The 15,361-nt window shown below is 46.4% G+C and carries 14 protein-coding genes and 1 other annotated feature; of the genes, 2 read left to right on the forward strand and 12 right to left on the reverse strand.

The window, feature by feature from the left end; genetic code table 11:
• Window positions 1-91: 91 nt before the first annotated feature.
• Window positions 92-982: a DUF3298 and DUF4163 domain-containing protein gene (locus tag MKY95_RS24320; RefSeq protein ID WP_036615115.1), complete on the reverse strand. Its 891-nt coding sequence runs from the start codon at window positions 980-982 to the stop codon at window positions 92-94.
• On the reverse strand, window positions 979-1,491 hold the full coding sequence (locus tag MKY95_RS24325) for a sigma-70 family RNA polymerase sigma factor (RefSeq protein ID WP_036615117.1): 513 nt from the start codon (window positions 1,489-1,491) through the stop codon (window positions 979-981). The genes MKY95_RS24320 and MKY95_RS24325 overlap by 4 nt, the downstream gene beginning before the upstream one ends.
• A gap of 620 nt (window positions 1,492-2,111) precedes the next feature.
• On the opposite strand from MKY95_RS24325, the gene MKY95_RS24330 reads away from it, so the two are divergent.
• Window positions 2,112-2,564: a hypothetical protein gene (locus MKY95_RS24330; protein WP_036615118.1), complete on the forward strand. Its 453-nt coding sequence runs from the start codon at window positions 2,112-2,114 to the stop codon at window positions 2,562-2,564.
• Window positions 2,565-2,579: 15 nt separating this feature from the next.
• On the opposite strand, the gene MKY95_RS24335 is transcribed toward MKY95_RS24330, so the two are convergent.
• From MKY95_RS24335 to MKY95_RS24345, 3 genes are all read right to left on the reverse strand, one after another.
• Window positions 2,580-5,456: a ComEC/Rec2 family competence protein gene (locus tag MKY95_RS24335; protein ID WP_076318849.1), complete on the reverse strand. Its 2,877-nt coding sequence runs from the start codon at window positions 5,454-5,456 to the stop codon at window positions 2,580-2,582.
• Between the two features lie 102 nt (window positions 5,457-5,558).
• A complete protein-coding gene (locus tag MKY95_RS24340) occupies window positions 5,559-6,077 on the reverse strand; it encodes a deaminase (RefSeq protein WP_076318848.1) in 519 nt (172 codons plus the stop codon).
• Window positions 6,078-6,116: 39 nt separating this feature from the next.
• Window positions 6,117-6,752: a helix-hairpin-helix domain-containing protein gene (locus MKY95_RS24345; protein ID WP_076318847.1), complete on the reverse strand. Its 636-nt coding sequence runs from the start codon at window positions 6,750-6,752 to the stop codon at window positions 6,117-6,119.
• A 185-nt stretch (window positions 6,753-6,937) separates the two neighbouring features.
• On the opposite strand from MKY95_RS24345, the gene comER reads away from it, so the two are divergent.
• Window positions 6,938-7,783, forward strand: coding sequence for a late competence protein ComER (gene comER, locus MKY95_RS24350; RefSeq protein WP_036668550.1), 846 nt, complete (start codon window positions 6,938-6,940; stop codon window positions 7,781-7,783).
• Here the strand turns inward: comER and leuS are convergent.
• From leuS to MKY95_RS24385, 7 genes are all read right to left on the reverse strand, one after another.
• On the reverse strand, window positions 7,764-10,208 hold the full coding sequence (gene leuS, locus MKY95_RS24355) for a leucine--tRNA ligase (RefSeq protein ID WP_036668549.1): 2,445 nt from the start codon (window positions 10,206-10,208) through the stop codon (window positions 7,764-7,766). The two genes, comER and leuS, sit on opposite strands and share 20 nt — an antisense overlap.
• Window positions 10,209-10,286: 78 nt before the next feature.
• Window positions 10,287-10,556: a binding site (T-box leader), on the reverse strand.
• 112 nt (window positions 10,557-10,668) lie between these two features.
• Window positions 10,669-11,625, reverse strand: coding sequence for an aminoglycoside phosphotransferase family protein (locus MKY95_RS24360; protein WP_076318846.1), 957 nt, complete (start codon window positions 11,623-11,625; stop codon window positions 10,669-10,671).
• A 223-nt stretch (window positions 11,626-11,848) separates the two neighbouring features.
• Window positions 11,849-12,619: a class I SAM-dependent methyltransferase gene (locus MKY95_RS24365; protein ID WP_036615129.1), complete on the reverse strand. Its 771-nt coding sequence runs from the start codon at window positions 12,617-12,619 to the stop codon at window positions 11,849-11,851.
• Between the two features lie 319 nt (window positions 12,620-12,938).
• Entirely contained in the window at window positions 12,939-13,844 is a 906-nt protein-coding gene (locus MKY95_RS24370; RefSeq protein WP_036668546.1) for a S1-like domain-containing RNA-binding protein, read from the reverse strand.
• Window positions 13,841-14,188: a ribosome silencing factor gene (gene rsfS, locus MKY95_RS24375; protein ID WP_036615136.1), complete on the reverse strand. Its 348-nt coding sequence runs from the start codon at window positions 14,186-14,188 to the stop codon at window positions 13,841-13,843. The genes MKY95_RS24370 and rsfS overlap by 4 nt, the downstream gene beginning before the upstream one ends.
• A 17-nt stretch (window positions 14,189-14,205) precedes the next feature.
• Window positions 14,206-14,772, reverse strand: coding sequence for a bis(5'-nucleosyl)-tetraphosphatase (symmetrical) YqeK (yqeK, locus tag MKY95_RS24380; protein WP_076318845.1), 567 nt, complete (start codon window positions 14,770-14,772; stop codon window positions 14,206-14,208).
• Window positions 14,756-15,346 carry a nicotinate-nucleotide adenylyltransferase gene (locus tag MKY95_RS24385; protein WP_074095918.1) on the reverse strand — a complete coding sequence of 197 codons (591 nt, stop codon included), beginning with the start codon at window positions 15,344-15,346 and terminating at the stop codon, window positions 14,756-14,758. The genes yqeK and MKY95_RS24385 overlap by 17 nt, the downstream gene beginning before the upstream one ends.
• Between the last annotated feature and the right edge of the window lie 15 nt (window positions 15,347-15,361).

Here is a 15,361-nt window from a genome sequence, read left to right on the forward strand (position 1 = left end):
TTTTGGAAAATCAAAAACAGAACAATGTCTCTTCGACCAAAGTACTAACAAAAAAAACCGGCGCGGGGTACCCCATCACCGGTCTCTTCCATTACTTAATGTATTTGTTATTAATCAGAACGTCTTTCAACACATCCGTGGGAATGACGAATTCCACAGAACCCATATAGCCTGGCGCAACGTCATATTCGTTGAAAGCAATCACCAGCTTGCCGCCGTTGTTGATATAGAAGCCTTGATCCTTCGCGATGCTCTGGAACTCACTGGTGACCGGCACGTCGGTAGCTCCCGGAGCCCAGTAAATCTTATTAGGGTCCGCTTTCATTTGCCCCTGCATCTGCTCTTTAACGTTGTCGCTGATGAGCCGTACATAACGATCGTCCTTGAACAGCATCGGCAGAGTTATGAGGATTTGGTTTTTCTTATCGATCGTATCAAACTGAAGCTCCTCCGAGGATGAACCGGCGGTCTCGACCACGTATCTTTGTATAGATAAAATCTCGTCGTTGTCCGTCTTTACTTCATATCCGACATCAAGTCCCAGATGGCCTCCGCCTTGCTTCTTCAATTCGCTGATTTCCGCCTGGAACTTTTCGTAAAGCGCTTTGTTCTCCTTCATATATTTCTCGTTCAACCCGCTTTGCAACTGCTCATTCTCCATATCGGTAATGGAAGGCACTTTGATAATCGCATTGTAATTAGACTCGTCAACCACGTATTCCTTGAACGTGAGCACTTGGATAACCCGGTCCACACCCGGTATGGATGACAAGGCTTTCGCTACAGGAGGGCTCACATTGATCGCAACAAGGAACATGACCGCAGCCGCACTGGAAACGGCTAACCATCTGTAATTTGAGCCGCGGCCCCTCCTTCCCTCCTTAGAGAATTTATGAATCGATTGGTTTACAATGCTATCCAATTCATCTGGAATGGGTATTTCTTGATATTCTTTTCGCAAATGTTCCATGTTATTGTTCATCTTACTCGATCTCCTTTGGTTGTTTCATCATTCATTTTGATTCGCAATAGCTGATGCGCCTGATACAGCCTTGTTTTAATCGTATTCACATTCTCATCCAGCACAGCCGCAACTTCTTCGATCTTCATGTCTTCAAAATATCTCAGTATAATGACGCTCTTGTATTTATCCGGCAAGGATTCGAGCATTCGCTTCAAATCAATGTCCGTATACGTATCTTCTTCCCCGGGGCTGTAGGTTTCGATCATTTCATGATCCATCGCCTGAACCTTTTTGTTACTGCGCAGAAAATCCAGGGCGGTATTCACCACAATCCGGTAAAACCAGCTTTTGACCGCATCTGGGTTCTTCAAAAGTTCGAGATGCGTCATCGCTTTGTATATGGAGTCTTGTACGATATCCAGGGCATCATCCTTATTTTTGACATAGCTATACGCAAGTCGGTATACGTTCTCTTTATGCTCGGTAATACAGTGTGTCAGAATTTTTTCAGTTTTCCTATTGAACATGGCCGATTATTCCTTTTCTATATAAATCTTTTGTCGTCACAAGAAGTAAGACGTATACGGGTTCCCAAAAAGTTTTGGCATCCAAAATTTTTTTTAATTCTGCAAATCGTTCAAGGCCCTCACAAGCAGCTCAGCGTAAACCTCGGTGCCTCTATTAAATGCACCTCGTCCTTTTAAAAATAATCTTCCCATCCTTCACTTGCCGAATACCAGTCTACTACCGATGACCGAATTCATTTGAAACTTTCGAAGGTTTCTTTCCGAAAAAACAATGTATCACTCGGAACCGAAAGTTGTTTGGTAGTCTGTAGCGCTTTTGTCGTTGTAGGCTTTCTATAGTAACGATATTTCATATTTTTAATCCGTCTCCTTCTGATCTGTGCCGGTGGAACCACGCTCCCCTCCCTCATTCCCTACCCTGCCACTACCAAAAAATATGTCACCACCATGCAATTAAGAAAAAAGTCGTTTCGCAGCGAAACGACTTCTTTCTTTTATAGGTCAACTAAGTACTTTCTTTCTCTAATTCCCACTTTTCCTCAACCTCTGTATGTTAAAATATAGTAACGCCTTAGCCTATCTCTTATTGAATATAGTTATTTAGGGAGGTCAATATTTAAATGACAAAAACCCATAGAATCAATAGGCCGCGCGGAAAAATAGTTGCAGCTGTATTAACTGCAGTGTTCATTTCACTTGCAATGGGGATATATCACTATGTCCCTATAGATGAAAGATTAGAGAATACTTACTATTATTCATTCGGGTATAAATTTGCGGTTGGATTATTGATTAACCTCGCTATTTTACTTTTCTTACTTACGCCACTTTCTATATTGGTGGATGGATTACTTTTATACAGAAAAAAAGATAATACGTATAAAAGATTGCTCGTTGCAATCGTTGCATATGGTCTATTAGGCTGCATAGGTGGGATCATCTACTCGATATTTACACGTAACTTCAATACTTTTTCTGCTCAAACTATCCACATTGTTGTATGTTCTCTTGTCTTTTTAACCTTCCAGTTGGTATTAAATCGGAGTTTTCTTCACTCATCTTCATACCGATAAATAGATTGCCTGCCTTCACTCAACTCCAAACAACTTGTACCGGATATCAATCTTCCCATCTTTCACCCTCATCTGAACCTCTCCCATCTGATCTGTCCGATAAATATCTGACCCGGTAGCCTCCAGACGTTCCATCACTCCCGGATTGGGATGCCCATATGTATTGTTAACTCCTGCAGATATCACAGCGGTTTTGGCGTTCCAGTATTGGAGCCAGGCTTCAGTGGACGACGTTTTACTACCATGATGAGCGACCTTTAGAACATCAATGGATACAGACGCCGCAGCTGCAGCATCATTTAAATTACCTTGCAACGGGCGTGTAAATACCCTTTGTACAACTCCCTCTGTAACTCCAATATCTGCACCTTTCTGTTCAAACTGGGCAGCCAACGAGCCATCCTGAATCATATAGAGCAGGTCCTGCTCGGCTGCTGCATCCATATCTCCGGTGAACAACATGGAAGCCCCCGCCATTTCCAGCAAAAAGACAACGGAATCGTGATTCTGGTGTTCAGATACAGGCAAATTGCCCGATACATTTACATCCATATGTGCCAGATCCGGAGCTATAAAATGTAAACTTGTCTCTTTATCAGCCTTATAGGACATGCCCTGCTGAATAGCGTACAGAGGAATTTTGCGTTCCATGGCTGTGTCCAGTAATTTATCAAAGTTATCCTTACCGCTGGTCGTTCCATTAAACATGAAACGTTTAACCGGAATCTGTTCCAGCACAGCCTGTAGTCCTCCGGCATGATCCTGATCGGCATGCGTTACAATTACAGTGTCCAGTTGATGGATGCCTCTCTTTTTCAATAGAGGAACAACCACCTTGGCTCCCACCTCATACGGATCACGCCTTGTTTTCCACGATTGTTCGTTGTTCCCAAAACTAACCGTTCCCCCGCCATCCACCAGAATGTGTTTGCCTTCCGGGGTTGTAATCAATGTACTGTCTCCCTGGCCAATATCCAAAAACTGCACGATGCCGGTTCCAGCAGGCTTGGGAGTCTGATATGCCCACCATAATCCAGCAATAAAGCTGATTGCGAGCAACCCGCACAACCATTGCTGAGCTTTACTCATTCGTTCATTTGAATAATAACCTGCGCCTCGTGTAGTAAATGCACTTGTATATTCCGGCCAGGCAATACTGGCTCCTAATGTCGTTAATGAAGTTTCTTTTCCATCTACACGGTTCTTACCTTGATCCTGTAACACGGTAGACATCGAAGAGCGAATGCCCATATTCGCCATTGAAACTGAAGGTTGTCGCCTCACAAGAGGAGCCGTCTCTTCCTCAACAAACGCTGTTTCTTGCTGCTTACCATTGCCACGATGCAACAGGTAGAGTAAGGCATACAACACAGCATAATAGGCGGCAATCCATAACAAGGGCGGTGTTGCCCAGATCAATACAAAACCTGGCAGGCTGTTCATCCACTCCACGCTTACAAAAGTCAGTTGATTCAGTTGCATCGCTATCCATGCGAGGGGTTTCGCCAAGGGAACCCATATGAATGACAGTAACATGGCGACCGTCCCCAGAGGTAATACAATGGCACTAATCAAAGAAACCAGCAGAAAGTTGGCCACAAATGAGAGTAATGAGAACTGATTGAAATACAAAATGGTTACTGGGAACGAAATCAACTGAGCGGTCACTGTAACGGATGCCGTTGCAGCCAGAGATTTCGGCCAGCCGCTGAACAGCCGGTTAATCAATGGCATGTAGATCATCAAACCTGCGGTCACGAGAAAGGATAACTGGAAGCTCACGCTTAGCAAAAAGTACGGGTCCCACCACATCATCAGCAACGCTGCTGCACTGATCATCTGAAGACCGTCTCTGGCGAGACCACGACGTGCCATATACAACCCAATCATGGACATAATTCCTGCCCGAATCACTGAAGGTGAACCTCCGGATAACAGTACATAAGCTGGCACCAGGATCAGAACAATCGTGAGTGCCGTCTCTCTGGTAAGCCTTAGCCAAGATAGAATGAGAAGCAACGAAGCAACATATACAGCGACATGGGTTCCGGAGATTGCCAGGATATGCGTTAGACCGAGTTGTGAAAACTGACCATAGGTACCTGGATCGATATCAGTAGCCATCCCGATAATAAGACCCTTCATATATCCAGCATGAGGCTCTGGAAATAACTGCTCAACCGCCGAGCCCAACTTATGCCTAGTCCAATCCGTCCACCTTAGTATGTTATATTGTCCAAGTCCCTCAGGAGCAACTGCTGTTACCGAACTGGCTCCTTTCACTTTGAACAACCAGTGGATATGCAGGGTACGCAAGTAACTGCGATAATCAAATCCGCCAAAGTTCCTAGCTTCACCAGGAAGGACAAAAGAACCATTAAGCGTAATCAAATCGCCCCTCTTCCAGCCCGCTGCTATCTGTTGTTCTTCTTCCTCCAACAGTCTGACTTGTACCATCAATTGTTCATCTATGTTGAATGCAGATAATACTGTTGCCAGATCTGTATCTGCTAACGAATCCAATGTTGGCAATATTGAAGACATCTGTATCTTAAAGTCAGCCCGATCTCCATCAATACGTACATCTGACACCAGCTCACCCTGAATTTCAGCTGACCATCCGTCCAACTCATGAGTAGCGATATGCATGGTCTCCGGCAGACTACTATGATTGCGTGCGTCATTCCACTCCCAATGTGCAACACCTCCAATAAAGGCAGCAAGTAAAAATAAAACAGACCATCCACGCACATCCATAAAACGAAGTAAAAGTGGTAAACATGCCAGAGCTCCAATTAACCCCCAGATTAATGCCCAGCCTGTTAACGCACATGCTATCCCGCTCCCGCACAACCAACAAATCGTAAAACTTAATAACGGTCTGCCTTTCATTTCTCCCCCTCCTTCATTTCACCCGTTGAACGCAGAAAAACCCCCGGAAAGCCAATTCAGGCTTGCCGGAGGTTCTCCCTCACATATTCGACCATATTCACATTAATTGCTCACAGTCATCATCGTTTCCCGCGGGGGCTGGTAATTCTCCAGCCTGCGGAACGTTATGCCCTTCTGTTCCATCATATTTGTAACCTTGCCGGTATCTTTAGGATAAGAACGATGAAACACGATTTCTGTAATCCCGCTATTCGCCAGCATATTGGCACATGTCCAGCACGGTTCGTCGGTCACATACACGGACGAGCCTTCGCGGTCGATTCGATCTGTGAATAAAAGTAAATTTTGCTCCGCATGAATTGTGCGAATACATCGTTGCTTTTTCACCATTTCTTCTTGCCCATCGGTCACGACCAACTCATACTCTTCTGATATCATGCAACCTGCTTCAGAACAATCCAGGACGCCGGTGGGTGCACCATTATAGGCTGTTCCCAGCAGTTTCTTTCCCTGAACAAGAACGGCACCCACATGACGACGCGAACAGCGGGAACGGGTGGAAACCATATACGCGATGTCCATAAAATACGTATCCCAGTCCTTGCGTACCTCAGTACTCATGCTGCATTCCTCCCGCTCAACACATTTTTCATTCTAATATTACCGGATCTGCACATACGGCGCCATCTTCTCCAGCATCTTCATCCCAATTCCTTTGACCTTTGTCAGATCACTGACTTTTGCAAAAGGACCATGTGCATTCCGATAGTCCACAATAGCTTGAGCTTTCTTCTCTCCGATTCCGGGAAGCTCTATAAGCTTGGAGACAGGAGCGGTATTCACATCAATCTTGCCATTGTCGCTAGCTTCCTCACGAACTACAGGTGGATTACTGTTCGAGCCCGTCTCGGAGGTAACCGAAGGATTCGAATTCGTACTTTGCGTAACTAGTTCAATCGAATTTGAGGTGTCCGGTGGATTATCATTCGTCTGACTTGTCGTTTGAACAACTGATTCACCTTCAACCCCAATGCTCGCAAGCTCTTTAGACTCTTCTGCCTTTGTCTCATTCCCAGTCTGCATACCACTTGCATCCGCTCCCGAAGATGCTCCTGTATTGCCCTGAACCGAAGTAGCCGACTGTACAACAGGGAGTTCCTGCTCTATCGTCGGCTTCTCGGTGCCGAGCTGCAAGGGTTCCCAGCCACTAGGTGGTTGTTCACTTTTGCCCGACCATAATATAAGTATACTTCCAACCACCGCAGCAGCAATAGTCATCCCTTTGTTCCATCTCATTCTTCCACACCTCTCCCTGAATTCAAAATCATTCATTTCGAACACGGGCGGTGCTTCCGAACCGTTGAACTTTCCTGATGAAACAAGTTGTGCATTTTTCATGTCATGTGAAACAGGTCCTCACGCATAGAATAGAGGGAATGAACTGCGCCAGTACCGTAAAGCATGAAAGGAGGCCTGAAACAATGAAGGTTGGATTTATCGGAACCGGCAGCATGGGCAGCCTGCTAATCTATGCCCTGATCCAATCGGGTGCACTTGAGCCCCGGCAGATCGCGGCCAGCAATCGAACCCCGTCCAAAGTACGTCAGTTATCCCTCCGTTACCCCGGTCTGCATGAATCCCAGAGCAATCGGGAAACGGTGATCCGAAGTAATATCATCTTCCTGTGCGTGAAGCCGCTTGAATTCAAACATGTTATTGACGACATCCTGCCTGTCGTGAATCCCAATCATATAATTGTCTCGATCACCAGTCCCGTGCAGCTGCGACATCTGGAATCTTCACTTCCTTGCAAAGTCTCCAAGGTAATTCCCAGCGTCACACACCAAGTCGGCAGTGGAGCATCCCTCTGCATACATGGCGAACGAATGACCAGTGAAGACCGCGCTGTGTTGGAAAGTCTGCTCAGTCATATAGGCAGGCCGTACCAAGTGGATGAAGCCTGTACACGAATTACATCCGACTTCTCCAGCTGCGGACCTGCATTCATATCGTTCTTTTTGGAACAGTGGATCGAAAGTGCAGTGAAGCTGACAGGCATCAAAAGGGCAGATGCCTGCGCTCTGGCTGGCGAAATGCTCCTGGGAACAGGCAAGCTGCTCACCGAAGGAGGATACACCCCGCAAGAGCTTCAGGCTCGTGTCGCTGTACCTGGCGGTATTACCGCTCAGGCACTCGCACTGCTGAAGGTTAGTCTTGACGGTGTTTTCGACAACCTGATCCACACGACACATGACAAATATGATGAAGATTTGTTAAAGCTGGATGAACTATTCCGAGCCGGTGAGATTAACCGGCAACAATATTAACGAGTTTGCCTGGAACGGCAATGACCTTACGAATGGTCTTGCCTTCCAGCGCCTGCTTAACAGGTGCCAGCTCCATCGTAAAGTCCTGCATACCCTGTGCATCCAGATCCTTCGCGATTGTAGCACGAGTTACAATTTTACCATTTACCTGAACAACGATTTCTACTTCCGCATCCACTGTCATGGACTCATCATATTCAGGCCAAGCCACGTAAGAGATTCCACCTTCATGACCCAAACGGCTCCACAGTTCCTCTGCCATATGTGGTGCCAGTGGTGACAACAGCTGCACAAATTTCTCCATCGCTTCACGAGGCAGTGTGTCCGCTTTGTATGCATCGTTGATGAAAATCATCAGCTGGCTGATGGATGTGTTGAAGCGCAGATGTTCCAGATCTTCCGTAACTTTTTTGATCGTTTTGTGAGCAGTCCGTTTGAACTCATCCGTTCCACCGTCCACCGTAATCTTGTCATTGATGGCTCCTGTGTCTTCGTTAATGAAGAGACGCCATACACGTGACAGGAAGCGGTGCATGCCTTCAACCCCGTTTGCATTCCACGGTTTTGTCGCTTCCAATGGTCCCATGAACATCTCGTACAGACGCAATGTATCTGCACCGAATTCATTCACGATTTCATCCGGGTTAATGACATTACCACGAGATTTACTCATTTTCTCATTATTGGTACCCAGGATCATACCTTGGTTGACCAGTTTGTGGAAAGGCTCTTTGGTCTCCACAACACCCAGATCATACAGCACTTTGTGCCAGAAACGAGCGTACAGCAAGTGAAGTACGGCGTGCTCTGCTCCGCCAATGTACAGATCAACTGGCAGCCACTGCTGCTGTTTCTCCTTGGAGATCAGTTCCTTGTCATTGCGCGGATCGATAAAGCGCAGGTAATACCAGCAGCTACCCGCCCATTGTGGCATGGTATTGGTCTCGCGACGTGCCTTCATTCCCGTTTCCGGATCTACCGTATTCACCCACTCCGTAACATTCGCCAGTGGTGATTCTCCTGTACCCGAAGGTTTGATCTGGTCGATATCAGGCAGCAGCAGTGGAAGTTGATCCTCAGGTACTGTCTTCATCGTTCCGTCTTCCAGATGCAGAATCGGGATTGGCTCACCCCAGTAACGCTGACGGCTGAACAGCCAATCGCGCAGACGATAGGTCACTTTCCCTTGTCCTTTACCGTTCTCTTCCAACCAAGCAATCATCTTGGCAACCGCTTCTTCATTATTCAGTCCGTTCAAGAAATCGGAATTCACATGTGCGCCATCACCCGAATATGCCTCTTGTGTAACGTCTCCACCTTGAATAACCTCGATGATATCCAGACCGAACTGCTTCGCAAATTCCCAGTCACGCGCATCATGACCCGGAACTGCCATAACCGCACCTGTGCCGTAACCTGCAAGAACGTAATCAGCAATCCAGATCGGCAGTTTTGCACCATTAACAGGGTTGATTGCATAAGCGCCAGTGAATACACCTGTTTTGTCTTTGGCCAAATCTGTACGTTCCAGATCACTCTTACGAGAAGCCTGCTCCTGATAAGCCTGAATCGCTTCACGTTGGTCATCGGTTGTAATTGCTTCTACCAATTCATGTTCTGGAGCAAGTACTGCAAAGCTCGCACCGAACAATGTGTCCGCACGGGTAGTGAACACCTTGATAACTTCCTCGCGACCCTCAATGGCAAATACAACTTCCGCACCTGTTGATTTACCGATCCAGTTGCGCTGCATATCCTTGATGCTTTCAGACCAATCCAGCTCTTCCAGGTCTTCCAACAGACGCTCTGCATACTCGGTAATTCTCAGAACCCATTGACGCATCGGTTTGCGTACAACCGGATGTCCACCACGTTCACTCTTGCCATCAATAACCTCTTCATTAGCAAGTACCGTTCCAAGGGCTTCACACCAGTTAACTGCAACTTCATCCACATAAGCCAAGCCTTTATTGTACAGCTGAATAAAGATCCATTGTGTCCATTTATAGTATTCAGGGTCCGTTGTGCTGATCTCACGATCCCAGTCATAGGAGAAACCAAGCGATTTGATCTGGCGACGGAAATTGTCAATATTACGGAATGTAATATCTCGTGGATGTTCACCTGTATCCAGTGCATGCTGCTCAGCAGGCAGACCGAAAGCATCCCAACCCATTGGGTGCAATACGTTGTAACCGCGCATACGTTTGTAACGGGAAACGATATCCGTTGCCGTATATCCTTCCGGGTGACCTACGTGCAGACCTGAACCGGATGGATAAGGGAACATATCCAGTGCATAAAATTTCGGTTTAGCAGGGTCCTCACCCGTTTTAAACGTTTTATTTGCATCCCAATATTGCTGCCAACTTTTTTCCATGACTTGTGGCTGATAGCCGTGTTTCGGCTGGTTATTCTCACTCATCTATTGTTCCTCCTTCAGGTTATTCACTTTAGCTTTAATTGCAACAAAAAAACCTCAGCATCCCGTAGCGTTTGCAGCGCTAGGGACGAGAGGTTGAATTCCCGTGGTACCACCCTAGTTAGTGGACGAACGTGCTTCGTCATCCACTCCCTTTGGACCTGTAACGGCGGTTAACCGATGCGGATTTCCATTCCTGAACCCAAGCTTTATACAAGCAGGTTAAACAGAATGGTGTAATCACCGCATTTCTCCAAGGCGAGTTCGCAAATCACTGTCAACCGGCTTGCACCAACCGCCGGCTCTCTGTTATGTACAGGAATTACTACTGATCCTTATCATCGAAATATGTATACAATATCGGGACCATTATATAAAAAAGCAAGCCCAAAGTCAATATTACACGTTATAATGACCCTTTTAAGTCACACGGTTCGTACCGTTCAATAATACTCGTTGCTGTTCAGGATAACCGAAAACGCTCAATGCCTTCCTCCAGATTATGAATGGTCCAATTCACATGTTCCTGATTATCATATTGACGATAAGCGCACTCAATGCGCAGCACCAGATCAAAGTACAAGTCATAGAGACTTCTTCTTTTCAGCTCACTTTCAGTCGTAATCTCATGCCCATACCCTTTCACAAAACCGGGTGTATAGTTAAAATGACTGAAATAATGCTCCATCAGAGGATCTGCCCACAGTGAACGTTCAAAATCAATAATCGCTGTGATACGACCTTTGTCTACTAGAACATTGCCATCCCACAGATCCCAACTCACAAGAACAGGTTCTTTTACATCGTCCAGCACATCCGATTTCTCTTCAATCAAGCGTCTCAATTCAGGATAATCGATTGAAAATTTAATTCCGGCTTCTTCCCCGTCGGTAAGAATATCATCCATCAGATTCATAAATGCTTCTTTCCATGTGGAATAACGCTGTTTTTGCTCCGAGAAATATCCAAACTGCTCCCCCTTGATTTCATTAATTCGACGATTGTACCGACCGAGCTGATGTTCAATGGCCTCCTGTTCTTCCGCAGAATATTGATCCTTGACCTGATTATAGGGCGCTCCAGACATGTACTCCATGATAAAATAACGCGCTGAAGCCATAGTTAACGAATCATCATAAGCCAACACTTGGGGTACGGGAACATCCTGTAGCTCCGTGATGAGGCGTAGTGCCTCAACCTCAGCAATCATGAGATCCTGTTCACAACGCATCAGATTTGTCGAAGCCGACGGTGCAATTTTCAGTACCACTCGCTGTTCGTCACTAAGTGTGATGAGATATGCATGATTGGCCCAGCCATCCACCATTTCCTTGTAGTCCTCTATACTTGCAGAGAAATGCTGCTCTATTATTGCATCCAACTGTTCTGACGAAAGTCTTGTTTTATATGTACTTTCCATTTTTCTACACCTCACATTGACAATTGATTTATTTTCTCAGAAAACGCTTTCTATCCAACCATTATGGCCTCGTTTATTATAACAGGCAATACTTTTTGTCACGTGATTATGTCTTTTCTTGCATTCCTTTATCCTATTTAAGAATATTGCTATTCATTCTCCATAAAAAATCAAACAAAAAACTGCCCTTATGCACCATAAGGACAGTTCTCATTATTCGCTCTTACTTCACAGCCACGTAGAACAAGCGCTGTGCGCTGTCTCCGGCCTCTTTCCATTCAAAATCCGCATATACCTTCACGTCTCTAAAACCTGCCTTGGATAACTCCAGCTTCATCCAGTCCGGGTTATATGCACGCTGGACATGAACTTCTTCAAACCGCTGGTACATATCCTTGCTACCATCATCCACACGCGAAAAAATACTGAGATGATGTTCAATCTCACAGCGATCCTGATCCAGATCACATGTCCAAATATACGACACGGAGCGCTCATCCAGTACAAAAGGCTGCTCTTCATCATAACGAATAAGGGTATTGGGATGATGCACATCAAACAGGAACGTTCCACCAGGCTTCAGCATCTCGTATGTCCGCTGGAAAGTACGAACGACATCTTCTTGTTCAAGCAAATAATTGACACAATCACAGAAAGATATCACCGAATCCACAGGTTCCGGAACTCGCCATTCCCGCATATCCTGTTGCACCCAACGGACACTGCCCTCGCGATACAAGCGATGACCCTGAGGCGTAGCCTCCATCTTGCTACGCGCAACCGACAGCATATCTGATGAGAGGTCAATGCCTGTAACTTCGAAACCGGAGTTCACGAGCGGGATCGTAATGGAGCCCGTTCCACAGCCAAGTTCAGCGACACTTTTGGGCATTCCATGCTTTTCCCATGCTGTTCTTGCAAACCTTATCCAGTCCGGATAAGGCATATCTTCCATTAATTCATCATACACATACGCAAATTTCCGGTAAGACATGTCAGGCACCGCACTTTCAATTTCATTTTCGAATTGATCTATATAAGTTGAACCAAAGAATATTTACACTGGACACTCCAATGACAGAACAACCTTCCGATCGCTGTTATCCCCAGATTTTTTTTATTCCTTTTATAAAGGTTTAAATCCGGGGATAAAGGCGAACGCTCCGCTTCTTCAGGTTCTTTCTGTCCTCTCCGTTTCGTGTAAATGTTTAGTTCAATTTATATAACAAAAGAAAAAGCAGGGGCATCCGGTGTTTACCCAGCCTATCCCTGCCTTATCCGAGTTCCATATTACAACTATTTAATCAGGAAGATTACTTGTTTTCACTTTGATCCGCAGGAGCAGATTCGGACAGATACGTCCAGCTTTCCTTTTGGACCACCAATCCGTCTTTCATCAATTTGCCCAAGGCACGCTTGAAGGCAGACTTACTGATGCCAAAGCGCTGCTTGATGATATCCGGCGGAGTTGCATCCGAGTATGGCATGCCACCCATAGGGCGTTCTTTCATAAAGGCGAGCAGTTTGTCTGCATCTTCGTTACGTCCAACTTGTTTGAGTTGAGTCATGGCCAGATTCACACGTCCGTCTTCACGTACCAGTGTCACCCGACACTTCACTTTCTCACCAAGACGCAGCATATGACTGCGTTCAGATGAATGAATCATACCAATCGCGCCAAAGCCCAGTACACCGCCCTCTACAAGCACAAAAGTACCCATCTGCAGTGGCTTGTATACCGTCGCTTCAACCCACTCGTTTAACCATGAAGTTGGCGCATGGAAAGACAATGGTGAAAGCTCACGTTCCCCGGCCAATTTGGCACGCAGACGTCCCTGCTTGTCATGTTCCATGATGACAAAGACTTCATCCCCCACTTGAGGACGCAATTCTTCCAGTTCAGGCAATTCACGAATAGGAAGCAGCAATTGCCGTCCAAGGCCCATTTCCAGGAAACAGCCCAGTCGTGGGTGAACATCAGCCACAACCAGTCGTGCCATTTCGCCAAGCATGAGATAAGGCTTTTTCATCGTTACGGCCAGACGATCTTCTGTATCAAAGAATACAAATACCTCAAGCGTCTCACCAATTTTAATATCCCGTGTTAACTCGGTGTAGTGAAGCAGTACATCTTCCGATCCTGTCGTCAAAAAGAAGCCAAACGGAGACACTTCACGTGAAACCGGCAAAGAGACGACTGTTCCAGCAATCAAACTCATACAGTTTCCACCACTTTGGCATCAGACCATAGTCGTTCAATGTTGTAGTATTCACGCTCGTCGCGGTGGAAGATATGAACAACAACATCGCCCATGTCCATCAATACCCAACGTGCGGAATCCATACCTTCGATACCTTTGATCGTCGCTCCGGCTGCATGAGCCTGTTTGCGAATTTCAGTGGCAATGGCTTGTACCTGTGTATCGGAATTCCCGTGACAAATAACAAAATAATCTGCCACCAGGGAAACATTAATCAGATCCAACGCTACAATGTTGGATGCCTTTTTGTCGTCAGCGGCAGCAACCGCCATATTCATAAGTTCTTTCGATGATACTGTCATGAACCAACCTCCATAATCTATAATTGTGCAATTAAGTCATTCCGCGACAGCATGGTCAAAGGATAAATGACACGCCGTTGCGAAATCAGCAAGCTGATCGTCGAATCGAATCCGGCAATTAAACCTTCCTCCAGACTACGTTCAGCCTGTTCGCGAATGTGATCCACTCCCGGGAAATCTCGTCCCGGTTCAATGTAATCGGCAAGACATACCACTTTGTCCAGCAAGCTCATGCCTACCCGACCCGAGGTATGCCACCGGATGGCATTAATAACTTCGGAATCTTCCACACCGTAATCACGCTTGGCTACAAAAGCACCGACTTCGGAATGCCAGAGCTGCTTGTCATGCTGCAGAAGTTCCTGGTTTAACCCGTTATCACGGATGACCGCTTCCATCTCCGCTACGGGCCAGTACTTCGCCACATCATGCAATATCGCTGCCAGATCCGCTTTTACAGGATCAGCCCCGTATTTTTCAGCCAACATTACTGCCGATTCCATTACACCCAGTGTATGCTTCCAGCGTTTTTCCGGCATTTGTCCGGATACGGCTTGAATCAGTTCCTCACGGCTTAGTGCCATATAAACCGCTCCTTACAATGTATTGGTGCACCTCATCAGGAATCATGAAGCGTACCGAATGTCCTTTGGCCAGACGTCTGCGCACGGCTGTCGATGAAATATCGACCAAGGGCATCTCGGCCAGCAAGACCCGATCCTGTAACTCGTCTGGTAAATCATCCAGATGTAACTGGAAGCCCGGCCGACCAACTCCGATAAAGGTTAAGCGTTCGGCAAGTTCTTCAATCTGCTCCCATTTGGGAAGATAGTTCACCATATCCGCCCCGATAATGAAATAAAATTCATGTTCAGGATGGCGACGCCACAGTTCCTTCATCGTATCAATGGTATAAGACACTCCGCCCAATTCCATCTCGATACCCAGCACCTCATATTGCTGCACACCCTTCACAGCCGCTTCCGTCATATCGAGACGTTGCTGTCCCGAAGCTCCGGCTCCGCGTTTGTGAGGTGGAACATGGGAAGGCATGAACCAGATCTCATCCAGTGCATGTGAATCCCTTGCCGCTTCAGCTGCCAGGAGATGTCCCATGTGGATCGGATCAAACGTACCACCCATGATGCCGATCTTCACCTGCGTCACGCTCCC

Source organism: Paenibacillus sp. FSL P4-0176 (genome assembly GCF_037975265.1).
GTDB lineage: Bacteria > Bacillota > Bacilli > Paenibacillales > Paenibacillaceae > Paenibacillus > Paenibacillus amylolyticus.

Excerpts from the sequence above, each read along its gene's own strand:
- MKY95_RS24330 (WP_036615118.1), top strand. The coding sequence starts at position 2,112 with ATGACAAAAACCCATAGAATCAATAGGCCGCGCGGAAAAATAGTTGCA.
- MKY95_RS24345 (WP_076318847.1), bottom strand. The coding sequence starts at position 6,752 with ATGAGATGGAACAAAGGGATGACTATTGCTGCTGCGGTGGTTGGAAGT.
- MKY95_RS24370 (WP_036668546.1), bottom strand. The coding sequence starts at position 13,844 with ATGAGTTTGATTGCTGGAACAGTCGTCTCTTTGCCGGTTTCACGTGAA.
- MKY95_RS24360 (WP_076318846.1), bottom strand. The coding sequence starts at position 11,625 with ATGGAAAGTACATATAAAACAAGACTTTCGTCAGAACAGTTGGATGCA.
- MKY95_RS24320 (WP_036615115.1), bottom strand. The coding sequence starts at position 982 with ATGAACAATAACATGGAACATTTGCGAAAAGAATATCAAGAAATACCC.
- comER (WP_036668550.1), top strand. The coding sequence starts at position 6,938 with ATGAAGGTTGGATTTATCGGAACCGGCAGCATGGGCAGCCTGCTAATC.
- rsfS (WP_036615136.1), bottom strand. The coding sequence starts at position 14,188 with ATGACAGTATCATCGAAAGAACTTATGAATATGGCGGTTGCTGCCGCT.
- leuS (WP_036668549.1), bottom strand. The coding sequence starts at position 10,208 with ATGAGTGAGAATAACCAGCCGAAACACGGCTATCAGCCACAAGTCATG.
- MKY95_RS24325 (WP_036615117.1), bottom strand. The coding sequence starts at position 1,491 with ATGTTCAATAGGAAAACTGAAAAAATTCTGACACACTGTATTACCGAG.
- MKY95_RS24335 (WP_076318849.1), bottom strand. The coding sequence starts at position 5,456 with ATGAAAGGCAGACCGTTATTAAGTTTTACGATTTGTTGGTTGTGCGGG.
- yqeK (WP_076318845.1), bottom strand. The coding sequence starts at position 14,772 with ATGGCACTAAGCCGTGAGGAACTGATTCAAGCCGTATCCGGACAAATG.
- MKY95_RS24365 (WP_036615129.1), bottom strand. The coding sequence starts at position 12,619 with ATGTCTTACCGGAAATTTGCGTATGTGTATGATGAATTAATGGAAGAT.
- MKY95_RS24340 (WP_076318848.1), bottom strand. The coding sequence starts at position 6,077 with ATGAGTACTGAGGTACGCAAGGACTGGGATACGTATTTTATGGACATC.